This is a genomic window from Halococcus salifodinae DSM 8989 (assembly GCF_000336935.1).
In the GTDB taxonomy this organism is placed as follows: Archaea; Halobacteriota; Halobacteria; order Halobacteriales; family Halococcaceae; genus Halococcus; species Halococcus salifodinae.
In genome coordinates this window covers 1-23,483 of record NZ_AOME01000108.1, presented here as the reverse complement: position 1 = coordinate 23,483, position 23,483 = coordinate 1, and the positions used below count along the sequence as shown (strand labels likewise).

Sequence of the window (23,483 nt, the reverse complement as noted above, 5' to 3'; positions counted from 1 at the left end):
AAACCGAGATGGGTTCGCAGAGAACAGATTTAGACGCTCGTAATCCGTGAGAGGATGGTGTAATGGTTGAGATTCACGACCAGCTGAAGTGTCTCTTCAGCGCGTCAATCGACGAGCAGGGTGACTCGTACTGGATCGATATTCCACGATCCGAACTCGAAGAGGGGACGATAACCAGTGGTGAGACCTACCGAGTTGCAGTTGTGGCGAGTGCGCCGCAACACGACGATACTGAGACGCGCCAGCAATCGGGTAGCCATTCGTCGGATTCAGATGGTTCCAATCAACAGGATCCACCAGTCGAACCGGGCGATATCCGTGAGGTGACGATCGAATCGCTAGGTGATCAGGGCGACGGGATCGCGAAAATCGACCGGGGCTACGTCGTGATCGTGCCAGGAACGCATCCGGACGATGAGGTGACCATCGAGATTGAGCAGGCACAGGAAAACGTGGCGTTCGCGCGGGTTCGCGACGACACGTCGGATCCCGATGACTCCAGAACGGATGATTTCGACGATTCGTTCGCAGAGGAGACACTCGACGAGAGCGAGTGAAATGTTCTCGGCGTTCGCCATTCCTTCGAGAAAACCGCAGTACTGCAGGGGACAATCTTATACTACTTCATCTGATGGATACGTTTGGAGAAGTGAAATCATGGGAGAAGAGACGGATGACAAGCGAAACTTCGCACTGCGCGAGGCGAGTGGTGAGGAAACGAGCGTGTTCACGGGGAAGATACCTCGGCAGGCGGCGTTGAAGGCAGCCCGGAAACTCGCTCCTAGCGACAGCGAGGAAGCAGCATCCAGAGAGGAGTTCCGCCTCCGTGAGCGGGGAACGCACAAACTCCACATCTACGAGGGGTGGGCGTGGCGTGAAGACGCCCCGGAAGACAGCCCCGAGTGGATGCCCGAGACGGTCACGGAAGCCAACGTCTCGAAAGAGGGGATCGAACACCTCGAAGAGCTGTAGCTGCGGCGCTGTCTGACACAGATGGCGTAATACAATGATGGATGCTAGCACGAATCAGAAATATTCCTCCGTATATAACGATAAATAGATCAGCGAAATAGAAGAAAGGAAGTCCTATATTCCCCCATCGAGTAGTGCCCTCGTTCGTAGTGGTCCGTCTCTCAAATCCTCTCAGAGTAGTTGTACTGTATATCGGTCTCGCGCTCGTGCGTGCCGATCTCATCGAATCCGAGCGGGCACGCCGGACGACCGATCTCGCGTGGCCGCGCATCCTCACCGGCATCGCACGGATGTCGAAGAACGCGGTCGACATCGCGATGGTCGGCGTCGCGGTCGGCTCGGTCGGCATCGCTGGCGTGGGCTTTGCGAGTCCCTTCTGGGGGCTCGCGTTCGCCGCCGGCGGCGGGATCGCCGCCGGGACGATCGCACTGGTCTCCCAGCGCTACGGGGCCAAGCGCCTCGGCGCGATCGACCAGGCCGTGCGATCGAGCGCCGCCGTCGTGGTGGCGATCACGCTGCCGCTCATTGCGATTTTCTGGGTCTTCGGAGCCGATCTCGTCGCCCTGCTGAGCAACGACGCCGAGGCGGTCGCGCTCGGTGCGACCTATCTCCGGATCGTCGCGTTCGGCATCCCTTTTGCGGCGCTCAACCTCATCGGCAGTCGGGTGTTCCTCGGCGTCGACGATGCCAGAACGCCGATGGTCCTCCGTTCCAGTGGTGCGGTGGCGAATGCCATCATCAATGCGGTCCTGATCTTCGGGCTCGATCTCGGCGTCGCCGGCGCGGCGATTGGTACTGTGCTCTCGAACGCGCTGGTGACCGGGATTTTCGCGGGTGGGCTCGTTGCGGGGCGGCTCCCCGGTCTCGGTGAGCTTCCGGTCCAGATCGATCCGCGGGGGAGCTACCTCGGCGATATCCGTGAACTCGTCGACATCGGAACCCCCGTGGTCGGTCGGAAACTCGTCTGGACGATCGCGGAGTTTCCGATGCTCGCGATCGTCGCGCTGTTCGGCCCGCAGGTCGTGGCGGCGTACGTGATCGCGCGCCGGATCTGGGGGCTGATGAACACGCCCGGCTGGGGGTTCGGCCTCGCGTCCTCCAGCCTCGTGGGCCAGGCGCTCGGCAGCGGTCACGAGGGGACCGCCGAGGCGTACGGCCGCGAGATCGTCCGATTCGCGGTCACGGTCTACATCGTTTCAGCCGGTATCGTCTTCGTGCTCGCCGAGCCCATTGTCGCGGTCTTTGCGGGCGGCGGCTCCGAGACCACGATCTCTGTCGCGGTGTCGTTGGTCTCGGCAGCCTGCGGCGCGATCGTGCTTCAGGGCGTCTCGGGGGCCGCGGCCGGCCTGCTCGACGCGAGCGGCGACACCGGGTGGCCCTTTTACAGCCAGGCGCTCGGGATCTTCGGCGTCTCGATCCCGCTGGCCTATCTCGGCGCGACGACCTCGCTCGGGCTCTACGGGCTGTATCTCGCCTTCCTCGCCGAGACGACGATCCCGGCGGTGCTCAACTACTACCGCTTCGCCACCAACAAGTGGAAACGGGTCAGCCGGCAACACCGCCCCGACGCCCCGGCGTAACATCGACTGAGAGTGTCGACCTTTCGATGAACGCTGAACGAGAGCGCTGCTGGCCGGCCTCTCGGAGCCGTCACAGCAAGTTCGGAGCTTCGGAGGGGGAGTCTTTCACGACGGGCGCGTTCGGGACTATGTCTTTCGTTGGTGGGTTGCGGGCCGCAAAGCAACTCGCTCAGGTCGCCACCCCGAGAGCAGCGCCCGCCGGCGACGCCAAACGCGCTCGCTTTCGTGGTCCAAGGGGAGAGGTTGAGGGTGAGCAATCCCAACCATGCCAGGTACTCCCGGGTGTGCGTACTGGTTGCACAGCCGTAGCTCTTTTGCCCGAGTGTTCCAGCACTTGCCGAACCTTGGAGGGTGTTGCGACGCGTCAGCAAGGAGCTCGCGCCCACGAGCGAGAACGTCCCAGCACTTGCCGAATCTTGGAGGGTGTTGCGACAGGGATCCGTTCGGCTACAGCAAAGAGGGCCTCTCGCTCGCGGCCGATCTACTCGCGGACGTTCACCCCGGTCGAGACCTTGTACTCGACGTCAACGACGCGCGTGCTCAGGGTTTCGGCGAGGTCCTCGGTCATGTCGGGGTGTTCGACGGCTTCCGCGAGCGCCGGGAGCATGGCCTGGGTGAACTCGGTGCTGGCCTCGATCGCACCGACGCGCGTGTTCTCACCGAGTAGGTCGGCGACGTCGTCGACGAGTTCTTCGCGGTAGGCGAACTTGCCGTCGGTTCGGATTCGCATGACTCTCTCGTACACACGACCCTCTCAAAACCATGCTGCTCGCCCGAGCCACCGGCGCGCTGTCATGCGTCTGTCGAACGCTCGTCTGACGCCACTCGGTGCGTGGACACGAACGAGAGGGGTTCGGCGTCGGATATACACACGAGTTCGGGCGTCTCGTGTGCAGATATAGGATCGACGAGCCCGCGACGTGAAACCCCGTGGAGTCGCACCGAAACCGGTCTTTACCGGAACTCAGTCAGTATTCAGTTCGAGGAGTGAGCGATCACTACCCACAGTCTCAGCGCAGAGTTGACACAGTGAAACGTAGCCAGGAGGATACACAGCTGGGGATTTCGTCATCCATCCGTCCCATTTCCGAATTTTTCCCGAGGAGGATTCGCGATCCTCGCACGCCGGCTCCGGAGCATCGGACGTACTCTCGGCCGCAGGCACATGCACGATCTGCGTGCTGTTCGCTTGTTTCCCCATCACCCAGTAGTCGACGTTCTCACGGAGAGCATCGGCAGTAATGGCGTCGCAGGACATGGGCACTACTGCACCGACGGCCCGCGTAACTCTTACGCAAAGCCCTGAGACATCTGAATTAATCCTTATCCTGCCAGTCCTCTCGCCCCCTGTGGGCCGTGAGGAACGTTACAGTATGGTCGTCAACCTCTTTGGATCTAGCCACGCTGGTGGCGGTCGTAAGAGTGAGGACCGGCGAACAAACTAATATCTAAAGAAGCTAAATACAGACACATGGTGAGCCTTCTCGGCGTAGCACTTCTCCTTATCGGCCTCGGTATGGTCATTTATGCACAACGAATTACTCGGGTAGGTGAACAGATTGACGCAATCGGCAGCACGCGTTCTTCGTTTGAAGTCGAACCGACAGACTGGAACATAGTAGTCACCCGCATTCTTGGTGCTGGAGTCGCGCTTCTCGGGTTCTTCCGCCTCATAAGTTCGTTATGGCCCAATTAGTAGTGTAGCTAACGCGCCTCTGTTCGGGTTGCCACCCTGTCACCTATGGAAATCCTGCTGGCTAAGCAAACCACCGCTATCGATATAGATTTTAGGGTGATCTACTGCTGATACGGCTTGGTGAAGAGAACCACCGGAGGGCGTTGCGGTCTATCCTCATGCGGTCGGTACTGTGTGGTGCTGTTTGTGGCCTCCGGAGAGCTACCAGCCGCTCATCGACCGCATATGCCCGCTCAGTGAGGGACGCCGCTCAGGCGTCCCTCACGCACTCACACCTGGTGGGTCATACACCTCCTTCCGATCGAGCATGTGAAATATCGAGACGAGCAGTTTCCGGGCCGTTGCGACGATTGCTTCCTTTCCGCTCTTTCGGTTCTTTAACCGCTGACAGAACCGACTCAAGTACTCGTCTTCGCTTCTGTGAACTGCTACGCGCGAACACTGGACGAGAATCCACCGCAGCTTCTCCGACCCCTTCTTCGAGATGCCACCTTCGAACCGCGAGTCGCCAGACTCGCGGATCACTGGATTGAATCCGGCGTAACTCACCACCTGCTTGGCCTCGTCAAACCGATCGATCTCACCGACCTCGGCGTGGATCAGCAGTGCCGAGTAGTAACTCACTCCTGGGATCGTCATCAAGAGCTGCGTCTCTTCGCGAGACGCAGCTCGATCCTCGATCGCAACCTCGAGACGTTCGATCTGGTCGGTGAACGTCTCGATCACTTCGAGATACGTCTCAAGTAGCGTGTCCCACGGTGCTGGGAGAGTGAGTTCCTCAAGGAACTCACGACCACCCACGCTCAACGGCTTCACCTTCCGTGTGATACCGTGATCAGTGAGTAGCCCGTGAATCTTGTTCGCGTAGTCTTTGCGGTTCTCGACCAACTTGTGTCGGCCGCGCACGAGTGCGCGGCACTCTCTGATCTCTTCAGATGGGACGTAGCTCTCTGGAACAGATCCCAACCGGACCAGTCGAGCGAGTTCTTTCGCATCAACGCGATCAGTTTTCGTATCCGCATTAGCGATGAGGTTCAGCTCTGACGGATTGGCAACGACCACATCCAGATACTCTCAGAGAGTGTCATGGATGTGGTAGTAATTGCCAGTTGCTTCGATCGCGGCTTCCGACCCAGCGTACTCTTGGGCGATCTCGTCGAGGTTCGCGTTCTCGACGCGAACCTCTCGGTCAATCTCACCGTTTTCGTCCATTACAGTGACTTGAGCGTACTGTTTGTGGATGTCTATTCCAAGGTACATCTGCTATCACTCCGGGACGCCGGTGCGTGAGGCAGAGAATCACCTATACGGGCTTTCCCGGGTGCCGCGCGGCGCGGCACCCGGGCTGTAGCGCCCAGTTCTCGGGTTCCTTCGCACTCGGACCAGTCAGCAACACGCGCTTTGAAGCGCTGACAGGGGATGGTCGGTCTCTTGCGTCCCATACTTGCCTCACGCTCTCGTGGGATAGCAGGATTTCCATCGAGTCAGCAAGAGCGGTCGTTTCTCGACTGATTTTCACTCCGAACGAGGGGTGTCGTCGCGCCGATCACGCCGGAACGCCACCGTCAGAAGTCAAGTGGCTGCTTGTAGGGCAAAGATAGATATATGTCACTGGCACAATAAGCAATAGCATGGTTTCAAAGCCTACCCAACAGACGCTAGGCACTGCTTGGACGATGGTCGTCGTCGGAATTTCGACGCTCCTGATAATACTCGCCTCCAGCAGCGACGGAGCCGTCTGGGGTATGCTTGGAGTGGTCGTTGGAACCGGCTGCGCGCTGCTCGGGATATACGCTGGACAAAATGGGAATGGCGATCCGGCCCGTGCGTGTCAGAGTTAGAGGACGATTGCGACAGCTACATTTCGATACCGGGGTGCTGCCGNATCCGGCCCGTGCGTGTCAGAGTTAGAGGACGATTGCGACAGCTACATTTCGATACCGGGGTGCTGCCGCGCCGATCACGCCACCGGGACCTTGTAAACAGGGGAGTGGCTGCGGACAGGGTGGACGGGAAGGATCATCTCATATTTGTCAACAGCACATCTTTTTGTTGGCGGGCCTGCTAACAGAGCTCGGCTTGGCAAGATCGTCTGAATTAGTGAACTAGATCTAATCTGGCCAGAGATGCTGTGTTCGTTTTATCGAAGAAGATCCTTCGAATCAAATCAACATAGAAACCACACAGTCCATTTGATGGAGTATATTTATTAGCAATTGCAACAAAAGAATTCGCGAGAGAAGACCACGAGAACTCACGCACCAGTTCATGCAGCTGCTCCCGTCGCTCCGCTCGCGGGAGCGACGGGGAGGCCTCCTCGGTGATTTCGAGCAGCGTTTCAACGAGATACGCTTCCTTGGCGTGATCGAGGCGGACGCTCAGTCCGCCTCGTTCTTCCCAAAACGCCACGTTTGCCCGCTCTGAGAACGTCACCAGCGTCCAGGCGAGAAACACCAGCTGGATGTAGCGCTCTATTGCCTGTTTTCCCTCCAACTGGTACTGCTTGAAGCCGAACTTCGCGTTCGATTCCTCGTGGACCGTTTCGATGTTCCACCTGTGTTCGACGAGTTCGAGGATCTCGGCCGCTGACCGGCCGAGATCCGTACTCAAGTAGTGCCGAGTCGTGTCCTCGGTCTTGCTCACGACGATTTTCACCGGTCCAACGTCCTCGATTTCGACGATCTCGCTCGCGACGTCGTAGGTTTTCTCCTTCCCGCGAACGGTGATCGTCGTCGATTCGTACTCCAGCGTCGACGCGAAGGCGTCGACGCGTTGGGTCCAGACGACACCCTGTGGAGAGACGTGTTTGTCGGATTTCAGCCGACAAACGACGTCATGGCCCTGGTTTTGGATCGCAACGATTCTCTCGTCGCCGTAGTACGCGGAGTCGAAGACGGCGGTGAGAGCCGCTCCAGCCGGCAGCTGGAGCGGCGTCACGATCTCCTCGACCGCGATCTCGGTCTTTTTCTTGAATGGTTCGTCGAAATCCGGCGCGAAATCCTCTGGAACGTACATCCGTGCACGGTAGGGAACGTAGACGTCCCCAACTTGGAGGCTGGAAGTGACGACCTTGTTGCCCAGCTCCGTCTCTCCAGCGACGGGATTGTACAACCGGGCGACGCCATCGGTGGCGTCGCCGGTTTTCGGAACGAACGTGTCGTCGATGTGGAGAAGTACGTCGTCACCAGCACCGACCTGAAGCTGATTGAAGACGTACTCGGCGTGATATTGGGCGAGATCGGTGGATGACCAGTCAGCACCGCTGAAGAAGTAATCATAGGCTCTGCGGGATTTCGCGCTCCCGTCGGGACGCGAAATCCCTCGGGAGAGTTCACTAACGGTCGACTGTGCTTCACCGAGGATCAGCGTGCTTGCGAGGTGTTTGAATGAATCAGCGTTGCGACTGTCGGTGAAGACTGGTTCAAAGGCCGCGAAGGCTTGTTCGAACCACGGTGGAAGACGAGTGACGCCGAGCACAGGACGAAAACATCAGGACTGCACTCGGAACCGCCGTTCGATCTCACTACCTACTGCTCGCTGACCAGTCAGCGAGCGTAGGAGAGAGTTGCCAAGCCGAGGACGCCACTAGTGATTGATTCTCTGACGGACACCGAATCAGTGATCGGGGTGCGTATAGTCTGGCACAGAAAGAAATATCGTAGTGTTACGAGTAGTGCCCACAAGCATGTTGCAAGTTGAGGTGCTTTCCGAGTATTTCGGGGTGTTCTTCGCGGTGATCGGCGTAATCTTTCTACTAGTCGGTGGACAAGGACTCCGTGGAACACTGTCGTTCCGACGGCGGGCGAAACAGACGGAGGGCGTCGTCACTGATATGCGTGCACGGTCGAGCGGCTCCCGAACTGGCGGTGACCCCAACGTCGTGTACTATCCTGTATTGGAGTTCACGACGCAAGATGATCGTCAAGTGGAAACTGAAGCTCGCTCGGGTCGCTCTCCACCCCCTGCTCGTGAAGGCGAGCGGGTGACCGTTCAGTACGACCCCGCCGATCCGGCTTCGGCCGACATCGCAGGCAGCTCGAGCGGATTGTTTCTCTACGGGTTGTTCGTCGTGCTGGGGGCGGGTTTCACCGTCGTCGGACTTGTGGTGCAGTATGCACTCAGTCTTTTCTGATGTACCCATGCCAACGTCCATGCAGCTGTCACTGATATTGGATGAGGGTTGAGAAACACTACACTAATATCGAGAAACTCCATACTGACTGGAACTGAGGTTGGGCAGATGGAGTTCTCAGGCACAACGAATGGTGAACTCAGTTTCGGTAGTCGATATTTCGCGGATGACTGTGCATGACGAATCCACCTAGCCGCCTTCGATCAGGGCGAGGCCAAGCACCTTCTCCCACCGGAAGAAGCCAAAAAAGAAGACGTCTACGAACCCGCCGGAGCATCCCACATCAGGACGGATCGACTCTGGCGAGGAGTTCTTCAGTATCGGTGAACCGAACGAGTTCCGACCGCTCGTCAGGATGATCGAGAAAATGGCTGACAACCATCTCAATCTGGTTCGTTAACGGCCCAGCAGTCATCCCATGAACGATGTCGTAGCCGGTGAGCAACCGGTTGGCCCTGCTGAGCAGGCGAAACAGCCACGATCCCTCGATCATCGACCGATCGGTCACCGTGAGACCGAAGGAGGGCTGCATCCGGGCAACTGAACCAAATCCAACGAGTCCGATGTCTTCGATTGCGTCCCACGGAACGAACACGGAGCTGTATCCCCCGCGCACCACGACCCCGATCTCAAGGAGAGCGATGGTCGAGCGGCCACGGAGAAGTTTGAGAACGCCAGCGAGCGTCAGCAACCCCACGAGTATTCCACAGATGAAGAGGACCCATACGATGAGTCCACGCATGATGAGACTGAGGAGCACCACGCTTGCGGTCCAACTGGCCAAACTGAGCGTTGCGAGCCAGACCTCGCTACCAATAGCCGGTGATTCGAAGACAAGTGCTTGGTGAGGCTGGTCGTGATAGTGAACAGTGCGATTTGCCACCTGATTGTCTCTCTGGACGCTCTCGACACTATCGTTACTCATACGATGGCCGAGATGGCTACTGCCGAGAATGAAAACACAACCCGGCCCGAAAAAGAGTACCGTAGCAATTCCGAAGAGGCGATCCGCACCGGTTTCGACGACCGCGAGACCCACACCAGCAACGGTGAATCCGAAGCATATCAGGACGACCCCGACAAAATCATGGTTGGAGAGAACCCACTGGTAGAGTGCGTCCACCTGCTTAGAGCGTTCAAGGACTCCCGAGTGCTCGATAAGCCATCTGCCAAGCGCGGGGAGCCCGTATATCAGACCGAACATCATCATGAACGCGAGAAACATCGCCGCTCCGAACACCACAGAGCTCGCCAGAACGGTGCCAGCAGCACCCCCGAGAACGCTAAGGATGAGGAGGCCGAGCGGTAACTCGTACCGTCGAATCCCTCGGCGGAATCGTTGAGAGAGCGTCATACTACGTGGTTCTCGTTTGCATTCAATGACCAGCCCGTCCCCAACGGATCGAGGGGATTACTGTCTCTTTTCTCACCGTGTTAGGTCCCCACATCCTGTATTCGATGAGGTCGGGTTGACGTAAACGGTCTTACTGTCGATGGCTGTTCGCGTATCAGAAGGCGGCCTAAACACGGATGAAGGCATCCGTAATCACCGGCGTGGTCGCTCCAGCTCTCGTCTCACGTGACAACCGCCCGGGAACGCGTCCGTGGACAAACCCGAGCAGTCCTTGGAGGGCTGTCGTGCCACTGGTCAAGGTGAACGACTCGACGATACGTCGGACTTCGCGTTCGACGGTGGGCGTCCAGTCGGTGGCGTCGGCGACGAATTCGACCAGATAGGCTGTGTCGTCCTGCTTCGCAAGCAGGAAGTGGTTTCTGAGAGAGCCATCCGTGTCGGTCGGCATGTCGTACGTGATATCGACGACGACCGCGGGTTGGCCGCTGTCGAGCGTCGTCTCATGTCGGTCCGAGACTTCGAGCGTGGTCGCCGCCTCACGCGTGTTGGCGAGCACTTCGTCGACGACCTCTTCGGGCGAGGACGTGGCATACTGCTCTTCATCGGTCGTGATTCGGATGACGTCCCTGTCGGGGTTGTGGATTTCGACCCGCTGCGAAGCGGGGTCGTTCACCTGCCAACTTTCGGGATGGTCGATCTGATACCCGTACACGGTGTTCTCATACGTCACGACCGGGGACAACACGAGATCGCCCCCTGACGTCGCGGTCGTTGCCGTGGCTCCCGGCGTCGTCTGTGTCTGTTCGGTGGTGAACTCGCCTGTGAGCGTGACGACCCGGCCTGTTTGCTCGGCGGTGACGGTTCCGGGGTCGAAGTACGTCCGGAACTCGGGGTCTTCGACAAACAGTTGGCGCACTGCGTCGGTGTCGGCCGCGGCGGCGTTCTCGAACAAAACCGTAATCGAGAACACGGGCGTGCCGTCCTCGGTGTCGATGACGGTTCCGAAGCCGACGTCATTACGCAGGTTTTCGCTGTCGGCGTCGGGTGTGAGATATCCGCCGACCACTACCCCGGAACCGAGCGCATCGACGAGCGCCCGGAAGTCGTCGTTCGCGTCGTAGAACCGTTCGCCATCACTACTCATCGCGTCGATGGTAGCTTTGATTCCCGAGAGCGATGGGTCGGGGAAGAGACCGCTAATGAGCGTATCGCCCGAGAAGGCGTTCGCGCCGGCGTCGTCGGACTCGACGTAAATCTCGTAGCCCTTGTACGTCTCTCTGAGGTCGGCGTCACTTTCCCCCTCTGTGAGCGTCGTAATGATTGGCTCTTTCTCGAACGGGCCAACCACGACGTCCCAGTCGGCCAACAGCAGCGTCTCGATCTCCGAATACGGAATCTCGAAGCCGCCCCCGCCCGAATAGGTCGCGGTTTCGATGGACGATTCGGGGAGGAAGTCGGCGGATTCGCGCTTGCGCTCACGGATCGCGTCGATCTGATGGAAATCGAATTGGAAATCCGACGGGTCCGATGGGACAGGAATCATCGCTGCGTAGGGAATGTCCGTCGAGGGAGTGGACCCACCCTGGTTGGTTTCGGTCGCGTCTGTCTCGGTTGTGTCCGTTTCAGTCTCAGTCGAGGACCGCTCGGTTGCGTCCATTTCAGTCTCAGTCGAAGACCGTTCGGTTGTGTCCGTTTCAACGGAGGACTGTTTGGTTGCGGTCGTCGCTGCTGTCGTAGTATCTGTCGTCGCCGTGGTCGTATTGTTGGGTTGAGTTGTATTTTCCTGCCCGCTCAGTGCGCTACACCCCGCAAAGAGCGGGAAGCCAGCGGCAAGTCCACGGAGTACGCGTCGTCGATTCACGAGCCGTCTCTCCCTCGGGGGATCGTACTGCTTTCCTGCCCGTGCTCGAACCGTTTGGCGTTCGTGGTATTCGTGGCGGTCGTTCGGTGTGTCGGCGTCATGCGCTGCAATATGGCGAACGAGTATATCTATTTATCTATGTTGGGTCATTGACACCCTCAACGGTAATCCTGCCGGGCTACTTCCTGAGGATATCTGATTACTGAGAAGTTGCTCAAAATTGGCGATTCAATTTGAGACTCACACCGTAATCTATCAGCTTTAGGGCAATTGGTGCGAATGTGTGAATATGACCACCACACCCGCACCAACCGAAGACGACGGGTCACTGATTCATGAGGATTATGGCAGTACTGAGCAACGTCCTTCCTGTCCGATCTGTGGCGCAGATCAACCGAAGAAAAACGGCACCTACCAGCGGCATCCGCACGGGACCGCGCCCGTGCGGATGCAGCAATACGAGTGCGGACGCGGCGACTCATTCACCGAGAGTCTCGACTGGATCAAAGATGGCTACCAATATCCTACCTTCATCATCCGCCTGTGTCTGGCGGTTTTCGTCCTCACAGACGCATCGCTTGGCACCATTCAGGATATCGTGACTATCACGCTCAACGAACGCCCCTCCAAACAGCTACTGTTAATCGGCCCGCTTACTGCTGGTGTCCTCATTGGAACCACACAGATGGTAGCACATCTTGTCGGTGGTAACGGTCTCATCGGAGGGCAGTACGTCGCCCTTGTGCTCGTGAGCGCCATTATCGGTATCAAAGCCGCCGGTGAAGTTGCAATGATCCGTATTAATGGATACGACGTACTCCGGAGAGGGAGTACCAACAAAACCGTGATACGCTATTCACTCCTTCTACTGCCCATCTTAGCGTCCCTTGCTCTTATCGGGCGTTTCCTTACGATGATGGTTCAGTGGGGGCTAGAGAGCGAACCGATTATCCTTGGACTCGTCTCTCTAGTTGTTCTCGGTCTTGGATGGACTGCAACCCGAACTGTTCAATCGTATCGCCAGGCTCGCAACTCGACTATCTGAAATACCCTGTCAACAACCACTTGGTTTCTGACAGGCTGTCAGTAGCCCCACATCGTTTAATACAAAATATCCCTGTCGGCAAGAGGTAGCTCAACCACACCCGCGGAAACATCGGAAACGGTGGGGTGTCGCTTCGGCGTAGCCACACCCCGTTATCGAGATGTAACTATTGGGGTTGAGGTGGGGACGATCCCGACAGATTTCACTCGTAATGAGGGGTGTCTCGTATCGATCACGCCGGAGGGCTCCCCCGTAACGAAGGGAGTGCTTCGTTGCAGGTTCAAATCGCATCCTCAGTCACGCGGGTTTCTGCGCTTTTAGAGAAAACGTAAACGGAAGGTCGTATTCCAGATCGGGGAGCCACCATCGGTTGTCCTCGTCCGATTCCATGACATCGAACCGCTGGAAGAACGACCACGGATGCTCGTGTATGAACTCAATCCGCAAGCCGGTATCGGCTAGAGCGGTGACAATCTCACCGAGCGGGTGAGAAAACCCATGAGACCGTTTATTCTCTAATCCGAAGTCCCATCCAGCGTAGCTTCCATCGAACTCCTCGGTCGTCGGGTCTGTGTTGAAGTAGGGATACGCAGCTTGTAGGTTCTCTGCGGTACTCTCATGGTGGAATGGCTCAGCGAGCGGATGCCCATCAGCGATGTAAAATGTCCCGCCAGACTCAAGATGAGTAGCGATTACTTCCGCCCATCGGGTCAGATCGGGAAGCCAGTAGATCGTTCCGTAGGAAGTGAACACGATCTCAAAGGTGTCATCTAAGTTCTCGGGTAGCTCGTAGATATCGCTCTCGATGAACCGGGTTTGGTCCGGAGAGAGGTCGATTTGGTCGCGTAAATCCCGTGCAGTCTCAATAGCAGTCGGGGCGAAATCGACGCCCGTTGCATGAGCTACCCCCTCATTTCGGACCCATGAGAGAGTATCTAATCCGAAGTGACACTGTAAGTGTAACAGCCGTCTGCCAGTGGCGTCTAATTCCTCGCGCTCAAGCCGTCGCAAGCTGGACTCGCCCTGAAGGAACGACTCAACATCGTAGGAATCGGTATCAGGATGATGTTCGGCGAGTTCGTCCCAGTGAGCACGATTCTCTTCGACGTATTCGCGGTAATTGTCCATATCAGTGGCGGCAGTGATGGCGATATATACCTTCTTGTCGTGTGCTATCGCAATCGACGGCTTCGACGTTTGCTCCCGCACCCCCGCCTCGGCGCGGGCAGGATAAGCAGGAACTCCACATTCGGACGCGCAACCGACCCGACGAGAGCTAGCGCCGGGTGTTCTATTTCACAACCGAGGACTGCACTGCGGCGCTAGCTCTCGTCGGGTAGCTCGCGCTCTCTGGCGTTCCTGACCCGCCCTCAACGGCGATTGTCCCGAACAGTGGGACAATCGCTTTAGGAGGTGTAGCTAAGGCTACCAGTCCAAAACACTCCTGCGCCGCAACCACCAACCGTACCGCCTCACGCGAAGGCCGTCGCAACCAACGGCTCTGCCGCTTGCTTCAGTGGCCTCTCAGCGACCGGGGTCGCCTCAATTCTGACGGGGTAAGACTGAAATCGCGCCTCGAATCAGTGAATCCGTCTCGGCGGTGGGGCAATAGTGCTCTCAAGCACCCCGGTCAATCCCGGACGTTTCGAAACAGAGAATCGAACACCGTGATGAGTTGTACCAGCAGATCCGCTTGATACACACTCATAGTCGCCGAGCCAAACCGCCTGCATGGACCGAGAGCGGCGACTCCCGCCGTTCGCCGACGATGCCCTCACTGTGCTAACTGAGGCGATCGGCGACAGAGACGACGAGAGAGATGGCCTCGCGAAAGCCGATGCAAAAGCACTGCTTGCCGAGGATGACCGATACACCGAGTCGGATGCCGCCCACGCGCTCGACATGCTCGACAATCGGGGGCGTATCTACTACGTTGACGATCAAGTTCGGATTACGCCAACCGACGAGGAATCGTCGATCCAAGAGTAGCACGCCGGCCATTGCACGGCGTTTTCACTCGGAATCCCGTGTGAAGCCCGCGAACGTTTTCATACCGGCTGTGTAAGCAAGACAGTATGCCCGTACCCTTCGGCGCGACGTGGGGAACGCTCTGCGAGCGCTGCGAGGAACTTCCCGAGGACGCGACGTTGATCACGCCGCTGGCATCGCGGCGCTTTCAGATCGTCGACGTCCAGGAGCCACGGATCATCATCGAGGATACCGATTCGAGCGATTCACAACCGTTGGATCGCGAGCAGTTCGAAGCGCTCGCCGAGCACACCCACGAGGCACTCGACGGCTTCGAGCTCGACCGGCTGCCGCCGAAGGCCGAACCCTACGCGGCGGTGCTTGCACTCCATCCACGATACGTGCTCGACGAACGCGAGGGGACGCTGACCGAGCTCGATGAGGTCGACGAGAGCGCAGTGCTGGACGACGCGCCCCATCTCTCGATGAGCGCGGGTGGGGACGACGAGCAGGAGAGCGAGCGCGAGGAGCCGGACATCGACGTCTATGCGGATATGCTCCTGCTGATCGATGTCCTCGAACGCGAGGAGATGAGTGCTTTCGACGAGGTAGAGACATCAGCGCTGATCAACCTCTACACGTTGTTGTCGGATGTCCAGCGCAACGCCAACGATCTCCGCAAGGACGTGACTGACGTGCTGCTGGATCGCGTCCAACACGACCGGCCGGCTCACGGCCAGTACGGTTCGGTCCAGCGTACCACGCGCCAGAATCGCTCGCTGAAAGACGACGAGACCGTGCTGGAAGCGTTCGAGGATACCGGGATCGATCGCGACCGGTTGGTGGGCGTCGACCGCGGAAAGGTTGACGAAGCACTGGATGTAGTCTCTGTGCCGGAGTCGGCCGTGTACGACGTCTCCGAGAGCGAATACGTCCGGAAGGCCGACGTCGACGAGGAACGCAAGGAGACGCGGCTCCAGGGCCTCAAAGACCGGCTGGCAGTGAGCGACGATCCCGAGGCGGAGGTACTGCGCCAGGAGATCGATCGACTGGAACAAGAGATCGAGGAGTTAACGAAGTTCTCGCCAGGGAGTGCGTTCGCGGACAGCGCAGAGTGAAACAACCGGATTCTCATCTTGTTAGGGCTCCGGTCTCCCCAGGGTCGTGAGAGCCACTGCAGTGGCCGAAACGAGCGCCGGAGGCTGTCAGTATTCCAGCAGTCGAACTGGACGGTGTCAGTCTGTCTCCGCAGAGCCTTTTGCACGGTAGTATGTGGTCGGTTCAGGGACGTACCCTCCAGAATCCTTGGCTTCGATTCTCCCACGGTCAACGAGGATATCCAAGTACACGTACAGCTCCGTTCGAAGAAAGAGATCGGGTTCGGCATCCACCTCCTCCACTATACGGAGCTCGTTCGCCAACTCCTCGAGAGTATATGCTTGGGGGAATCCCTCTTGGAGCTGGGTTTCGAGTGCTTTGAGCAGCGGTTCATGTTCGTATTCCAGAGACTCCCATTCATATTCCTTGATCGGCATATCTTCACCTTACATGTAGTCTGTTGATAAAGGATCCAGATATCTACTCGGACGTGATTTCCTCACTGGTTCTCTTTGGAGTTCCGGTGGAACTGAAACGATCAGTCTCGGTCATAGCCGACTAACAAAAGTAGCCGGCCGATTTTCCCAAGGACTTTACGAACTCTTGCCTATAACATAATATTCAGAATCACATGCGGAGATTATCTGCTAGACTTCACCCTCCGCAGATATAGTCAAATGACCAATATTGTGGGAGATTGTACAACAACGCTCGTTGCGAGCCATTAGTCTATACTTATGATCATGAAAACAGGAGTAGGTTTATTATTGGTGCGCCTGAGGCAGAGGATATCACGCATGAGAATATTACCGAAATCGGTGATATACTATTGCGTGTGTTCCCGAAACAAAACCGTGTGAATTATGTCACGCAAATACACTACACTTCTCGCAATCATCGTTGCGGGGGTGGTCACACTTTCCATGGCAGCACCGTTCGCTGGTGCACTGGGAGTGGGCCAACACTCTGCACAACACAGCATCGCTTCGGATACCACACAGCTGAGTTCCGTTGGTGGACAGGCACGAACCGCCCAATCCGCTGACTCGACTCAATCCAAAACGGCTCCGATCGATCCGGCGCTCCAGGACGCCAACGGGACGGTCCGGACACTACTCGTTCTCGACCAAGCATCCGTTGATCGGAGTGCCAGCCGAGAGGAAACCATCACCACGCTGAAAGACCACGCCAGGTCTACACAGGCGTCAGTAATGGCTGGCACCCGCGATCTCGGTGGTGTCGACGTCACGAACAGGTTCTGGATCGCCAACCTCGTCGCGGTCACCGTCGACACGGATCGGACCAGCGTTCGGTCGCTGGCCGAGATCAAGGGTGTCAACGCGGTCGTCAAGAGCCGCGAGATCTCGGTTCCGAAGCCACCCGAGAACGTCCAACCAGCGGATGACCGCTCGGAAACCAGCCCGAGCGACGTCAACACCACTTACGGGTTAGACCAGATCAACGCCACACAGACCTGGAACGAGTTCGACACCCGCGGCGAGGGAACCAAGGTCGCGGTGCTCGACACCGGCGTCGACATCGACCACCCGGACATCGACCTCTACACCGAAAACGAATCGAACGCGACCTACCCCGGTGGATGGGCCGAGTTCGACGAGAACGGTAACCAGGTCCCCGGCTCCGAACCGCGTGACAGCGCCGAACACGGCACGCACGTCAGCGGCACCGTTTCGGGCGGCGACGCGAGCGGCACGGCAATCGGCGTCGCACCTAACGTCCAGCTGATGCATGGGATGGTCATTCCGGGCGGCAGCGGCTCGACTACCCAAGTCATCGGCGGGGTTCAGTGGGCTGTCAGCGAGGGAGCCGACGTGGCGAGCCTGAGCCTCGGTGCAGGCTGTGGTCTGTTCGGCCCGGTCTACTCCCAGGCGTGGATTCCGGTCGTCGAGAACACCAAAGCTTCGGGGACGAGCTTCGTCGCCGCGGCCGGCAACAGCGGCGAGGGCTGTGTCGGCTCGCCCGGCAACGACTTCAAGACGTTCTCCATCGGCGCTTCGAACGCTGATGGCGACATCGCTGACTTCTCCAGCGGCCAAGTCATCGACAAAAGTGAGTGGGACGACCCACCTGCCGAATGGCCGGACACGTTCATCAAGCCGAACGTCTCCGCACCTGGCGTGAACGTACTGAGCTCGGTTCCCGGCGGTGGGTACGACGACACCTTCTCGGGCACNACGTTCATCAAGCCGAACGTCTCCGCACCTGGCGTGAACGTACTGAGCTCGGTTCCCGGCGGTGGGTACGACGACACCTTCTCGGGCACTTCGATGGCCACCCCGCACGTCGCGGGCGCGACTGCGTTGATCCATTCGGCGAACCCCGACGCCTCGGTCTCCGAGATCCAGCAGGCACTCAACAGTACGGCGTGGAAACCCGACGATGCCCCGGCACCGGACGACGAGAAGGACACCCGGTACGGGATGGGTATCATCGACGTCTACAACGCAACCCAGCAGCTCGCCGTCTCCGCCCCCGAGTCCGAACTCGGTGACGTCAACGAGAACGGCGACGTCAACGTCCAGGACGTTCGGCTGACCCAGCAGTACCTCTACGGTGAGGAACCCGAGAGCTTCAACGCGAACCTCGCGGACATGAACCGCGACGGCGAGGTCACGACCGACGACCTCCGCCTGCTCCAGCGCAAAGTCCAGGGGACGCTCGACGAGGGCGCGATCCAGGTCTCGAATCTGACCGCACCCGACGAAGTCGCCGAGAACGAGACGATCACCGTTACTGCCACTCTCACGAATCCCGGTGACGAGGGAGCGATCCAAGCAGTCTCGCTCCACGTTTCCGAAAACGAGAGCGATCTCGGCGATGGAACGCCGGTCACAAACAAGACGATCGACATGGCACCCGCGGGCGTCGACGATCCCGTCGACCGACCACACGAGACCACGGTGACGTTCGAGGTCGACGCGGACGAAATCGGCGCGGGTGACTACCACGTCGGGGTATTCAGTGAGGACGACTCCGCGAGCGACGAGATCACGGTTCTCGGGTCGAACTTCGCCGTCTCGGACCTGAGCGCGCCGAGTGAAGTCGAGCAGGGCAATGCGTTCGACGTGAACGCGACCGTCACGAACACGGGCAATCAGGAGGACACCCAGACCGTCGAATATCGCTTCCGCGGGAGCAGCGAGCGGACCACGAACGTCACACTCGGTGCGGGCGAGAGCACCACCGTCGGGTTCGAAGACATCGAGACCGAGGGCGTGAACGCCGGAACCTATCAACACGGTGTTCACACGGAAGACGACTCGGCGACCGCGAACATCATGGTGCTTGAAGGGTTCTTCGACGTCAACATCACCGACGCACCCGACGAGGCCAGCCTCGGCGAGACAATCAACGTCTCCGCATCGGTTGAGAACACTGGCAACGCGACCGACGAACAAACAGTAACGTATGACCTGATGCAGGGCGAAACCGCTGTCGCTGTCGTCGACTCTGATGAAGGATACGGCGAGCAGGTCGCTTCGACACTCCGGAAGGAACTCCCCGATCAGTACAACGTCACGATGGTCGAGGATCAGAACGCGATGGAAGCGGTCGGTGAGTACGACACGTTCGTAATGCAGGACCTTGACCCAGCCGAACTCGATGTGCAGTCATTCGTTGAGGCGACCAACGGTCAGCAGACCGGTGTCGTCTGGCTCGACGGCTGGGGGTCGGGCAGCGACGCTATCCCGGAACTATCCGCTGCAACCGGCAATCCGAGTGGCGCTACCGATGGCGACGGCGGCAGCACGCCTGTCTACTATAATGTCACCCAAGACCATCCGATCTTCGAAGGGATGGCCGATCCTGGCGAAACCGTTCCGATCCACACTGCGGACTATGCTGATCGTAGTTGGTTTAGCGGCTACAGCGGCGAAGTGATCGCGGATGTCGGAGCAGAGAGCAGTACCATTGGTGGCTCGGGTCTGGGTGCCGATTCCGCCAACTCGACGGTGCTCGCGTCATCGCTCGGTCGGGAATCATTCGTCCAAAACCCAGACTTCACCGAGGCTGCGAACCAAACCTTGGCGAATACGGTCACGTACGTGACCGGTCCCGGCGGGACTGGTGCCGGTGAGGTGGCATCACAGGATGATACGTCCGCGAACGTCACGCTCGACCCTGGTGAGAGCGAGACCATCGAATTCACCTACACGATCGGCGACGACCTCGATATATCGGCGGACTGGTTCCATACCGTTACTTCCGAAGATGATGTAGATACTGCGCCGGTCACGATCGATGTCGATCGGGGTGCCGTCGAAGGCACAGTCGTGAACAACGCGACCGGCGACCCGATCGAGGACGCGCCGGCCAACATCTCCGTCGCGGTCGACGACGGCAACTATACCGCCGTGACCGACGAGGACGGCACCTACCGGATCGAGGACGTGCCCGCGGGCACGCACAACGTCACGGTGTCGCCCGACGGCTACACTAACGAAACTACGGCGGTCGAGGTACCGGCGAACGGAACGGTCACCCAGGACTTCTCGCTTGCCCCGATGGACGGGTCGATCAGCGGAACGGTCACCGCGAGCGACACGGGTGAGCCGGTCGCGAACGTCACCGTCGCTGCCGAGGACAACGAGGGCAACGTCCACGAGGCGACGACCGCGGACAATGGCACGTACACCCTCGACGTGCCGCCGGGCAACTACGTCGTGAACGTCGCCGACACGCCGGGCGAGTACCGACCGCAGGAGGTCGTTACGGTCGCACCCGGTGAGGAAGTTACGGGCGTCGACTTCCAAATCACGCCGCGTAACGGTTCCATCACGGGCTACGTGGAGAACGCCGCGGGCGTGCCCATCGAGGGTGCACACGTGGTCGACGCCGACCAAGGCGCGTTCAACGTGACCACTGACGAGGACGGCTCCTACGAGATCAATGATCTCGACCGCGGCACGTATGCGCTGCGGGCGAACGCCGACGGCTACAACGCTACCGACATCAGCTTCGTCGAAGTGCCGGCGAACGGCACCGCCACCCAGAATTTCACGGTCGGGTCGTTCTTGGCGGTCTCGGACCTGAGCGCGCCCGACACCGCGGCGCAGGGTGAGACGATCAACGTCAGCGCGACGATCACCAACACCGGGGCGGAGCAAACCACCCGGACGGTGTTCTACTTCCCGCCGGGCACTGATTTCGGTGGGGAGATGTTCACTGCCAGCTCCCATCTCTCCGAACGAGTGACGCTCGATGGCGGTGAGAGCACTACCGTGACGTTCACCTACGACGTCTCGACGAGCCGCGAACCGGGCGAGTACCGCCACGGTGCCTCCGCCGACGAGGTGGCGTCGACGACGATCACGATTGAGGAGTCCGAGACTCCCGGTGAGGCGAACTACTCGGTCTCGGACCTCTCCGCCCCCACCACGGCTGAACCCGGTGCGGAGATCGGCGTGAATGCGACGATCACCAACACGGGCAACACCACCGGCACGCAGACGGTCGAGTACCTGTTCAACGGATCGACGGCGAACACGAGCAACGTGACGCTGGGTCCGGGCGAGAGCACGACAGTCGCGTTCTCGCCGACGGTGCCGGCCACGGAGGGCACCTATGAGCACGGGATCGAGACGGCCGACGATAGTGCGATCGCAAACATCTCGGTCGAAGGTGGCGAGCCGGAGCCGGCGTACTTCGCGGTCTCGAACCTGACCGGTCCCTCGGAAGTCGGCCAGGGCGAGGAGTTCACGGCGACCGCCACCATCACCAACACTNTTCGCGGTCTCGAACCTGACCGGTCCCTCGGAAGTCGGCCAGGGCGAGGAGTTCACGGCGACCGCCACCATCACCAACACTGGTGACGAAGAAGGGACACAGACGATCTACCCCTTCCTCAGCGAGGCGTCGGCAGTCAGCCAGTACGACCTCGGCGAACTCGGCACGCAGGAGATGCTCGCAAACTTCCGGCCACAGGCAACGCCACAGGAGGTGACGATCGACGGCGGCGAGAGCACCACCGTGTCGTTCACCTACGAGATCGCGGCGGACAAGGAGCCGGGCAACTATTCGTACGTTGCCTCCAGTCTCCAAGAGATCGCGTCCCACCCACTGACCATCACCGCTGCGAACGGGAGCGGGCAGGTCAGTGCGTCGTCGGCACCCACGCTAGACAATCGTGCTGACGGTCTCGAACACCAACGATCCGTTCGAGGGGTGGCGGTGATCGCAGGCTAACTGCCGGCGCTACCGTCTCGGCGATCGTTGCCTTGATCTCGATACTCACTCTGGAGCGTTGCTCGGACGAGTAGTAGTGGGTCTCAAGCGGCGGTTCACTATCGATCGATCGTGAGCAAGTGATGGATGTCGACCGCGGGAAGGTCGACGAAGCGCTGGAAGTGGTCCCTGTGCCGGAGTCGGCCGTGTACGACGTCTCCGAGAGCGAGTATGTGAGGAAGGCCGACGTCGACGAGGAGCGCAAAGAGACACGGCTTCAGGGGCTGAAAGACCGGCTGGCGGTGGGTGACGATCCGGAAGCCGATGTGCTTCGTCAAGAGATCGACCGGCTGGAACAGGAGATCAAGGAGTTGACGGAGTTCTCACCGGGAAGTTCCTTCAGTGCGGGGTCAGACGAGCGTTGACGCCAATCGCTGGAGCTTGTATTCTTCGTCGCCTCGGTTCATTGAGGGCGCGAAATAGTAGCCAAAAGGTCGATATACCTTGGAATCATAGTTCAGCTGATGGCAACTAACACAACGAGCGTTCGGTCATCCCGGAGTGAGGTGTTCCGCGCTGTCCTGCCAGAGGAGGTCAGCGAGATTCTCGGTGTTGGTTTCGACGAGGATAGCGTCGAAGAACTGATCGAGATTCTGCGAGCGTTGGATGATCCCCCGAGAGTGCGGCTGCTGGCCGCGGAGTCCGTCTTGAAGTGGCTCCGGAGTGATTTCGTTCTTGCGAGCACGGCCGCGGACTTGATCGCAGCGGAGACACTCTCAGTGCGAACCACCGACGAACCGTTCGAGAACATGCTGGTCGTCACCGACGAGGAAGTGGTCTCTGTCGTTCCGGCAGGTGAGACGGTTGCAGGGCTTGTGAGTGACGATAGCGAGTTCGTTGACGCCACCCGCAATCGCTGGGCAAGTGCGTGGGAGACAGGTGAGGAGTTCGGGTTGCGGACGCCGGCACACTCACAGGTCGCAGACTCGCTCACAGCGGAGTTCGGTGCGGATGTCGAATCAGATTTCGAGGAGATGGTGGGGGCGCTTGCGACGACGCGGAGTGCCGAGAGCAGTCTCGATGAGGTAGATGTGAGTGTGCTTGTGGCGGCGAAACACGAGGAGATGCTCTACGATGTCTCGAAGTGGGGCGAGAGAGTGGGTGTGGCGAGCAAGGCGACGTTCTCGCGGGCGAAAAACCACCTCGAAGAGCGGGGCCTGATCGAAACGGAGAAAGTGCCGATTGACGTGGGCCGCCCGCGACAACGCTTGCTGCTCGGCGACGAGCGGCTGCGTGAAGCCGACGCCGAGGAACTCGTGAGTGTGGCTACCAGCCTGCTCTCGACGACTGGGTCGTAGTTCATCTGTCTCGGTCCGAGACCCGCTCGTTATCGTCGAGGCTTCACCGTTCTGTGCTCGCTGCGGTCATGGAGCACTGGAGGTTCTGAATGTGAGTGGTGATGCCGGCACAGGATGGAAGGTGCTTGGATGGCCTTCTGGTGCCTGTTGCGTTCTGAGTTGATAAAGCCACGGCGAGCGAGACCTTTGTGAGAGGCACCGGACCGAGGTGTGTGGGCTGCGCAAGTTCAGCC

General features: G+C 59.2%; 16 protein-coding genes and 2 pseudogenes. 11 read left to right on the top strand and 7 right to left on the bottom strand.

The window, feature by feature from the left end:
• Positions 1-62 precede the first annotated feature (62 nt).
• From C450_RS20080 to C450_RS20070, 3 genes are all read left to right on the top strand, one after another.
• The gene (locus C450_RS20080) at positions 63-557 is read left to right on the top strand and encodes a TRAM domain-containing protein (RefSeq protein WP_005046988.1); all 495 of its coding nucleotides are present in this window, start codon (positions 63-65) and stop codon (positions 555-557) included.
• A 100-nt stretch (positions 558-657) separates the two neighbouring features.
• Positions 658-972: a non-histone chromosomal MC1 family protein gene (locus C450_RS20075; protein ID WP_005046987.1), complete on the top strand. Its 315-nt coding sequence runs from the start codon at positions 658-660 to the stop codon at positions 970-972.
• Between the two features lie 206 nt (positions 973-1,178).
• Entirely contained in the window at positions 1,179-2,552 is a 1,374-nt protein-coding gene (locus C450_RS20070) for an MATE family efflux transporter (RefSeq protein ID WP_005046985.1), read from the top strand.
• Positions 2,553-3,033: 481 nt separating this feature from the next.
• Here the strand turns inward: C450_RS20070 and C450_RS20065 are convergent, their stop codons facing one another.
• From C450_RS20065 to C450_RS20050, 3 genes and pseudogenes are all read right to left on the bottom strand, one after another.
• Complete coding sequence (locus C450_RS20065) at positions 3,034-3,282, bottom strand: DUF7692 domain-containing protein (protein WP_005046984.1); 249 nt, start codon at positions 3,280-3,282, stop codon at positions 3,034-3,036.
• A gap of 1,227 nt (positions 3,283-4,509) precedes the next feature.
• Positions 4,510-5,508: pseudogene (locus C450_RS21185) on the bottom strand (IS110 family transposase).
• Between the two features lie 837 nt (positions 5,509-6,345).
• Positions 6,346-7,725, bottom strand: a complete 1,380-nt coding sequence (locus C450_RS20050) for an IS701 family transposase (RefSeq protein ID WP_005046983.1) — start codon at positions 7,723-7,725, stop codon at positions 6,346-6,348.
• A 208-nt stretch (positions 7,726-7,933) separates the two neighbouring features.
• Here C450_RS20050 and C450_RS20045 point away from each other — a divergent pair, with 208 nt between their 5' ends.
• Complete coding sequence (locus tag C450_RS20045; RefSeq protein WP_005046982.1) at positions 7,934-8,380, top strand: DUF3592 domain-containing protein; 447 nt, start codon at positions 7,934-7,936, stop codon at positions 8,378-8,380.
• A 283-nt stretch (positions 8,381-8,663) separates the two neighbouring features.
• Here the strand turns inward: C450_RS20045 and C450_RS20040 are convergent, their stop codons facing one another.
• Positions 8,664-9,605 carry a PH domain-containing protein gene (locus tag C450_RS20040; RefSeq protein ID WP_152424562.1) on the bottom strand — a complete coding sequence of 314 codons (942 nt, stop codon included), beginning with the start codon at positions 9,603-9,605 and terminating at the stop codon, positions 8,664-8,666.
• 295 nt (positions 9,606-9,900) lie between these two features.
• Positions 9,901-11,391 (bottom strand): hypothetical protein, encoded by a 1,491-nt coding sequence (locus C450_RS20035; protein ID WP_005046979.1) that lies wholly within the window; start codon positions 11,389-11,391, stop codon positions 9,901-9,903.
• Positions 11,392-11,884: 493 nt separating this feature from the next.
• Between C450_RS20035 and C450_RS20030 the strand changes: the two genes are divergently transcribed.
• On the top strand, positions 11,885-12,640 hold the full coding sequence (locus tag C450_RS20030) for a hypothetical protein (RefSeq protein WP_152424561.1): 756 nt from the start codon (positions 11,885-11,887) through the stop codon (positions 12,638-12,640).
• Positions 12,641-12,937: 297 nt separating this feature from the next.
• Here the strand turns inward: C450_RS20030 and C450_RS20025 are convergent, their stop codons facing one another.
• Positions 12,938-13,768, bottom strand: coding sequence for a class I SAM-dependent methyltransferase (locus C450_RS20025; RefSeq protein WP_152424560.1), 831 nt, complete (start codon positions 13,766-13,768; stop codon positions 12,938-12,940).
• Between the two features lie 603 nt (positions 13,769-14,371).
• On the opposite strand from C450_RS20025, the gene C450_RS20020 reads away from it, so the two are divergent.
• Together C450_RS20020 and C450_RS20015 are read left to right on the top strand one after the other, a co-directional pair.
• Positions 14,372-14,629, top strand: coding sequence for a hypothetical protein (locus tag C450_RS20020; protein WP_005046971.1), 258 nt, complete (start codon positions 14,372-14,374; stop codon positions 14,627-14,629).
• Positions 14,630-14,715: 86 nt separating this feature from the next.
• Entirely contained in the window at positions 14,716-15,726 is a 1,011-nt protein-coding gene (locus tag C450_RS20015) for a hypothetical protein (protein ID WP_005046969.1), read from the top strand.
• A 117-nt stretch (positions 15,727-15,843) separates the two neighbouring features.
• Here the strand turns inward: C450_RS20015 and C450_RS20010 are convergent, their stop codons facing one another.
• Entirely contained in the window at positions 15,844-16,143 is a 300-nt protein-coding gene (locus tag C450_RS20010) for a hypothetical protein (RefSeq protein WP_005046963.1), read from the bottom strand.
• A gap of 426 nt (positions 16,144-16,569) precedes the next feature.
• On the opposite strand from C450_RS20010, the gene C450_RS20005 reads away from it, so the two are divergent.
• From C450_RS20005 to tbsP, 4 genes and pseudogenes are all read left to right on the top strand, one after another.
• Entirely contained in the window at positions 16,570-21,540 is a 4,971-nt protein-coding gene (locus C450_RS20005; RefSeq protein WP_449271558.1) for a beta-sandwich domain-containing protein, read from the top strand.
• Complete coding sequence (locus C450_RS21180) at positions 21,470-21,913, top strand: CARDB domain-containing protein (RefSeq protein WP_080510354.1); 444 nt, start codon at positions 21,470-21,472, stop codon at positions 21,911-21,913. Before C450_RS20005 ends, C450_RS21180 begins: the two co-directional genes overlap by 71 nt.
• Before the next feature lie 104 nt (positions 21,914-22,017).
• Positions 22,018-22,317, top strand: a pseudogene (locus C450_RS19995) (hypothetical protein); the annotation flags it as partial.
• Positions 22,318-22,416: 99 nt separating this feature from the next.
• Positions 22,417-23,250, top strand: a complete 834-nt coding sequence (gene tbsP / locus C450_RS19990) for a transcriptional regulator TbsP (protein ID WP_049910558.1) — start codon at positions 22,417-22,419, stop codon at positions 23,248-23,250.
• Positions 23,251-23,483 lie beyond the last annotated feature (233 nt).